Origin of the sequence: Pseudomonas sp. WS 5079 (assembly GCF_012985465.1) — a bacterium.
GTDB lineage: Bacteria > Pseudomonadota > Gammaproteobacteria > Pseudomonadales > Pseudomonadaceae > Aquipseudomonas.
Genome location: NZ_JAAQWN010000025.1, coordinates 1 through 6,844, shown reverse-complemented (window position 1 = coordinate 6,844; position 6,844 = coordinate 1). Strand labels below are relative to the sequence as shown.

Annotated in this window: 7 protein-coding genes; all 7 read left to right on the top strand. The window is 60.1% G+C overall.

The features are described from left to right. Nucleotides 1-64 precede the first annotated feature (64 nt). The gene (locus HBO05_RS28940; RefSeq protein ID WP_172315026.1) at nucleotides 65-1,345 is read left to right on the top strand and encodes a terminase family protein; all 1,281 of its coding nucleotides are present in this window, start codon (nucleotides 65-67) and stop codon (nucleotides 1,343-1,345) included. After that, on the top strand, nucleotides 1,342-2,697 hold the full coding sequence (locus HBO05_RS28935; protein ID WP_169956917.1) for a phage portal protein: 1,356 nt from the start codon (nucleotides 1,342-1,344) through the stop codon (nucleotides 2,695-2,697). Before HBO05_RS28940 ends, HBO05_RS28935 begins: the two co-directional genes overlap by 4 nt. Continuing rightward, on the top strand, nucleotides 2,694-3,824 hold the full coding sequence (locus tag HBO05_RS28930; protein WP_169956918.1) for a DUF2213 domain-containing protein: 1,131 nt from the start codon (nucleotides 2,694-2,696) through the stop codon (nucleotides 3,822-3,824). The genes HBO05_RS28935 and HBO05_RS28930 overlap by 4 nt, the downstream gene beginning before the upstream one ends. 10 nt (nucleotides 3,825-3,834) lie before the next feature. Next, a complete protein-coding gene (locus tag HBO05_RS28925) occupies nucleotides 3,835-4,314 on the top strand; it encodes a hypothetical protein (RefSeq protein ID WP_169956919.1) in 480 nt (159 codons plus the stop codon). Nucleotide 4,315: 1 nt separating this feature from the next. Continuing rightward, on the top strand, nucleotides 4,316-5,278 hold the full coding sequence (locus HBO05_RS28920) for a DUF2184 domain-containing protein (protein ID WP_172315024.1): 963 nt from the start codon (nucleotides 4,316-4,318) through the stop codon (nucleotides 5,276-5,278). Between the two features lie 12 nt (nucleotides 5,279-5,290). After that, on the top strand, nucleotides 5,291-5,677 hold the full coding sequence (locus tag HBO05_RS28915) for a hypothetical protein (RefSeq protein WP_172315022.1): 387 nt from the start codon (nucleotides 5,291-5,293) through the stop codon (nucleotides 5,675-5,677). 781 nt (nucleotides 5,678-6,458) lie between these two features. Then, on the top strand, nucleotides 6,459-6,844 hold a 386-nt coding region (locus HBO05_RS28910; RefSeq protein WP_172315020.1), incomplete at its 3' end, for a DnaT-like ssDNA-binding protein.

Below are 6,844 nucleotides of genomic sequence, written 5' to 3'. Positions count from 1 at the left end.
CGCGAACTGGAAGACCCGAACAAGGGCCTGCCCGAGCCCAAGCAAGTAATCATCGGGGTAGAAGATGCAAGCGACCCTGAAGCTGAATAGGCCCCAGTTCGAGTTCATCAGCCACCCCAAGAAGTTTTCAGCGTTCGTCGGCGGCTACCGTAGCGGTAAGACTTTCGTGGGGTGCGTGCGGCTTTGTATCAATGCGCTGGAGAACCCTGGCATACCCCAGGGCTACTTCGCGCCGACTTACCCGCAGATCGCCGACATCTTCTACGACACCATGCCGGTGGTTGCTGAGGCGTTTGGCCTGTTCGCCGATATCGTGCCGAGCAAGAAGCGCGTGTACCTGCGTGACAACCGCGGGCGGTGTCTGTCCACGATCGTCTGCAAGAGCATGGAACACCCGCACCGCATCGTTGGCTTCAACATCGCGCATGCGCTGGTCGATGAGATCGACTGCATGCCGATCAAGAAGGCCGACAGCGCATGGAAGAAGATCATTGCGCGGATGTCCACGGTTTGGCCTGGCCGCGACATGAACACCATTGACGTCACCACGACGCCGGAGGGCTTCAACTGGGTGTATCGCAAGTTCGTCAAGGAGCTTGCATCGAATCCCAGCCAGCGCCCGCTGTACGGCATCGTGCACGCCTCGACGCGGCAGAACGCAAAGAACCTGCCGAAGGATTACATCAAGTCGCTGCGCGAGTCCTACCCGGCGAACCTGGTGGACGCTTACATTGATGGCTTGTTCGTCAACCTGACGTCGGGCAGCGTGTATCCAAGCTTCTGCCGCAAGCAGAACCACACCGACGCAACAATTCGCCCAGGCGAGCAGTTGCACATCGGCATGGACTTCAACATCAACCGGATGGCCGCGACGATCCATGTCATCCGTGACGGACTGCCCATGCTGCTGGAAGAGGCAACCAGCCTATTCGACACGCCGGCAATGATCGTCGAGCTGAAGCGCCGCTTCCCCGGGCACAGCATCACGGTCTATCCGGACGCCAGCGGCAAGAACCGCAAGAGCGTCAACGGCAGCGAGTCGGACCACAGCCTGCTCCGCGCCGCCGGCTTCATGGTGATGGTTAACCCATCCAACCCCATGGTGCGCGATCGGGTGCTGGCAGTGAATGCCATGTTCCTGAATATCGACCATAAGCGCCGCTACCTGGTGAACACCGACAACTGCCCAGTGACCACACAGGTGCTGGAGCAGCAGGCATACACCGAAAACGGCGAACCCAACAAGGACGGCACTGAAGACCCGGTCGACGCACTCGGTTACTTCATTGTCCAGCGCTTCCCGATTGCGGGCAGCTACACACTCGCAAACGTGAGCAACTCATGAGCGCATTCAGCTACCTGAAAGACAGCCTGCAGAACCTGGTCGCAGGACTGGGTACTGCGCGCGACAAGGCATCCCACTCGCACTATGCCGTGCCGGAGATGGACGACCAGCAGCTGCTGAACGCCTTTCGTGGTTCGTGGACGGCCCAGAAGGGTGTGACCATCCCTGCGGTGGACGCATGTCGTAACTGGCGCAACTGGCAGGCCGACAAGGAGCAGATTGAGCTGATCGAGGCCGAAGAGGACCGCCTGAACGTCAAGGGCAAGATCCTTGAGGCCCTATTGAAGGCCCGCCTGTTCGGTGGTGCTGCTGTGTTCATCGGCACCGGTGAGCGCGATACGGCGTCCGAGCTCAACCCTGAGCGAGTAAAGCAGGGAGGCGTGAAGTACCTCACTGTCATGACCCGCCGGCAGCTGAGCGCAACCGAGATCGAGCAAGACCCGCAGAGCCCGCGCTTTGGAAAGCCAAAAGCCTACCGCCTGCCTGGTAGCGTGGTTGAGATCCACCCGTCGCGCCTGGTGATCTTCATCGGCGCTGCTCACCCCGACCCTGAGTTGGCGGTGGGCACCGGTTTCGGCTGGGGCGACTCTGTGCTTCTGGCCGCTATGCCCGCAGTGCGTCACTACGACGAGACAGTGGCCAACGTGGTCAGCCTGGTCTACGAGGCCAAGATCGACGTCATCAATATCCCGAACCTCATGTCCAGCATGCAGGACAAGAACTACGAGCGCTTGCTGCTGGAGCGCCTGCGTCTGGCTGCTACCGCAAAGGGCATCAACGGCACGCTGATCCTCGATGGCGCCGAGACCCACAGCTCAAAGTCTGCCAGCTTCGGCAATCTGCCTGAGGTCATCGCCAAGACGGAGCAGGGCGTGTCCGGGGCGTTCGATATCCCTGGCACCCGCATGTTCGGCCAATCCTCCACCGGCCTGGGCGCGAATGGCGAAGAGAACACCCGCAACTACTACGACAACGTCGCATCACGCCAGAAGCTGGAGATCAAGCCAGCCATGAGCGTGCTGGATGAGTGCCTGATCCGTTCGGCTCTGGGCAGTCGGCCCAGTGAGATCCACTACTCATGGGCGCCGCTGTGGCAGGCCACTGCCAAAGAGCGGGCTGACATCGGCAAGACCACGGCGGACACCATCAAGGCGCTGAAGGATTCGGCCCTGTTTCCCGAGGACGCCCTTTCTGCTGCCTCGGTGAACCTGCTGGTGGAACTGAGCGTGATGCCTGGGCTGGAAGCGGCCATCGACCAGTTCGGGGCCGAGCTTCCGGACGAAGAGGGCGACGATGATCTCCCGCTCTCGACCGTTGCCGAAAAACCAGACCCTGAGGAAATCATCCCATGATCTTTACCGACTCCGTGCCAATCACGGGCGTGCGGCGCACCGAGGACGGTTACCTGGTAGCCGAAGCACGGGTCGCACGCACCGGTATCCAGGACTACCTGGGCACCGAGATTGACCCTGACAACGAACACGGTCTGCGCGATAAGCCAATCGTTCGCGTCTACCGACCCGAAAGCGCGGTGTTCCACGCCGACGCCATGCACTCCTACGCATATCGGCCCATGACCAACGGCCACCCGGGTGGCGATGGCGTCAACTCGAAGAACTGGAAGGACGTCGCGATCGGCCAAACCGGTGGCGAAGTGGTGCGCGACGGGCAGTTCGTCAAGGTGCCGTTGGTGCTGATGGATGCCAAGGCCATTGCTGACTACGAGTCAGGAAAGCGTGAGCTCTCCATGGGCTACGGCGCCGAAGTCGTGTTCCAGGATGGCGTAACCGTCGACGGCGAGCAGTACGACTGCTACCTCGGGCCCATGAAAATGAACCACCTCAGCCTTGAGCATCGCGCTCGGGGCGGCATCGATCTTCGCATCGGTGACCACAAACCAGACACCCCCAAAGGAGGCCATGACATGGCTGATGCACTGCGAAAACTCCTTGTCGATGGCATCTCCATTGATGTCACCGAGCAAGGCGCCCAGGCCATCGAGAAGCTGAACACCAAGCTTGCCGATGCTGCCACCGCCACCAAGACCCTGACCGACGCGCACGCTACTGCGATCGCGCTGAAGGATGGTGAACTGGCCAAGAAGGACGATGAGATCACCAAGCTGAAAGCAGCTGTGATCAGCGATGCCGACATCGACAAGCGCGTCACCGCACGTGCTGACCTGCTCACCAAGGCCAAAACCATCGCCGACGCCGACTACACCGGCAAGACCGATGCCGAGATCCGCAAGGCCGTGGTCATCGCCAAGCTGGGTGACGCTGCAGTGGCTGGTAAGGCCGACGCCTACATCGATGCGCGCTTCGAGATCCTGGTGGAAGACGCCGCGAAAGACCCGGCCGCTGACCCCTTCCGCAAGCACATGATTCAGCAGGACGGCAAGACCGTCGGCGACGAATCGGAAAAAGCACGCCTGAAGATGATTTCGGACATGCAAACCGCCCACCTGCCGAAGGCATAAGGAGCACACCATGGCTACTTACCAAACCACGTACACCAACGCTCCAGCCAAGGGCGTGCCCGGCCTGGTCGCCAACGAAGAGAAGTGCAACAAGATCAGTCGCACCGTCTCGAACGCCGAGGGCATTGTCTTCGGCGCGCCAGGCTTCCGCGTGGCGGGCGCAGGCAACGACCACAAGATCGCTGCCACCGGCACTCTGTTCCTCGGCTTGGCCGTGCTCACTGCTGCTGTCCCGCCAGTTGCTACTGGCTCGACGCTGGTGGACGGCTACCCGCAGGACTTCACCGGCGCCTTCATGACCGATGGTCAGATGTACGTCACCGCCGGCGCCGCTGTAGTGCCGGGCGATGACGTGTACTACGTCGCCGCCACCAATCGCTACGTGACGACTGCCGCGGCCGGCGCTGTGCTGATCCCGGGCGCCTTCTTCGACACCACCGGTGCGAACGGCGACATCGTCGAAATCTCCCTCAAACATCGGAGCGCTTAACATGCCTCAAGTTTTCGAAGACGCTCAGTCGGCGTTCCCGTTCGTTCTGGCTCAAGGCCGGAACATCGAAACGCGCATCTACACGCGCCGCTACCCGACGTTTAACTACGCCGCGAGCATTCCAGTGGTCACTGAAGGCGCCCCATGGGCCATCGGCACCACGTTCTTCACCGTCGATACCGCTGGCGAGGCCAAGTTCTTGTCCGGTTCCGGCACTGATATGCCTTTCAACTCCGCAACTCACGACCAGGCATCGCACGACTTCGCCATGATCGGCTCCGGCTGGGAGTGGAACCTGGAAGAAGTGAACCAGGCGCAGCTGTACGGTATCAACCTGAGCGGCACAAAGGCCGATTCCGCGGCCGACAAGGTAGAGCGCCTGCTGAACACCATCGCCTTCACTGGCAGTGCTGAGAAGCGCTGGACTGGCCTGTTGAACGACGGCAACGTTTCGCGCGTTGACGCTGCTGCGTCCGGCACTGCTGGTTCGACCTACTGGTCCGCCAAAGACGTTGACCTGATCATGGCTGACGTGAACGGCTTGCTGGGCGGCATCCGCACCAACACTGCTGAGGTCGAGTGGGCAGATACCCTGCGTATGCCGCCTGACGCATTTCGCGCTGTGGCCACCAAGCGCATGGGTGCTGGTGATGGCTTCATGACGGTGCTGGAATACATGCGCCGCAATAACATCTATACCGCCGAAACCGGCCTGCCGCTGGACATCGCGCCGCTGCGTGAAGCCCGTAACGCTTCGCAGGATGGCGGTGGTCGTCTGGTTGCGTACCGCAAGGACCCGGAAGTTGTTCGATTCCACCTACCGATGCCGCGCCGCGTCCTGGCTCCGCGCCAGAAGTCCATCATGGGATTCGAAACCGGGATCATCGCCCGCACTGGCGGTACCGAGATTCGTCTGCCGGGCGCCGTTGCGTACCTCGACGAAATCACCCCACCAGCAGCCTGATAGGAGGTCGACATGAAAGTGACCAATAGCTCTAAGGCGCTGCAGGGCGTGCACACCACGGATGGTGTCGTCTACATCCTGCCCGGCGAAACCAAGGAGGTCGATCTGACCTCAGAAGGACATAAGGGCGCGTCTCGCCTTACTTTCCTGAGCTTGGATGGCAAGGCGCCTGCCGGCGACGGCGACGAGCGAACCGAGCTCTTCGCCAAGCTGAAAGCGCTGGGCATCGATGCTGCCGGCAACAGCAAAACGGAAACCCTGCAGAAGAAGCTGGACGAAGCTCTGGCCGCTGCCGAAAAGCAGAAGGTCATCGACGAGCTGACCGCGCTGAATATCGAGTTCGACAAGGAAGCGAACCTGGAAGCCTTGCAGGCCGCACTTGCTGCCGCCAAGGCGTAACACCCCGCAAAACCGGAGCGCATGACGCTCCACCTATTCAGTCCAGCCAAGACCACCGCTGTCTTGATTGGATGCTACCAACAGCTGCTCTGCTGATTCCAAATTGCGCGGCGATAGCCTTTTGGGTCATGGATCCCTCTGCTGCACGGATTGAGCGCACTTCGCTCTCTGTCAGTTTGGACATTCCGTGACGCGAGCCGCGATTAGAGGTTCCGTGATCGACCTTGTCCATTTCATTGGAAGACTTGGTCGCCCACCGAAGGTGTTTGGGATTTACGCAGCCGCCAAAACCATTGCCGCAGTCATGAGCTGCGTGGTGTTCTTCAGTCGGCGGCTCGCCATGAGCAAGAATGCACATTATCCGGTTTGCAGCCATGCGCCCGCCTCGGAAGGGTGCTTCGCCATAGCCGTTAGGCCTACGCCTAAATGGCCATATCAGGCACTCATCACCCTCGTGCGATGCATTCGACTCAAGCCAATGAAGCGCGCCTCCGATTGCAGTCCGCCCCAGCAGCGGGTCGCCATGCCTGAGTACGCGCGCGTAATGTGCCTTGCAATAGCCTTGGCACTCCGCATTTCGTTTGCACGCATCAGCCTTGCAGCGATCAGGCACAAACTTAGGCGTTACGTACTCTGCGTCGCCATATTTTAAGAGCTTTCGATAATGGCTTTCGCAGTAGCCGCGAGCCTGATGCGGCTTAGCACAGCCATCAACACTACAGCTACCCATAAACGTCTCCTGCGCTCTAGCGCTACATAGAAATAATTCCGGGAATTTATTATGCCACTTATCGTTGAGGACGGCACCGGACTTCCTGCCGCCGAGTCCTATATTTCACTGGATTCGCTCAAGGCTTATGCCGCGGGACGCGGCATAGATATATCTGGCTTTACAGATGAGCAAAATGAGTCAGCGCTTCGCAGGGCAACCACCTACATTGATGGCAAATATAGGAAGCAGCTGCAGTCTGGTAGGTGGGCATCGCTTTTCTCAGGAGAGAAAAAGAATGGCCGTGGTCAGGCGCTGGAGTGGCCAAGGAGAGGCGCGGAGGATTACGAAGGTCTTCCGATATCCGACTCTACAGTGCCGGCGGAAGTGAAAAACGCAACTGCTGAAGCTGGTTATAGGGAGGCTCTTAACCCTGGAAGCCTCAGCCCTGACTTCGT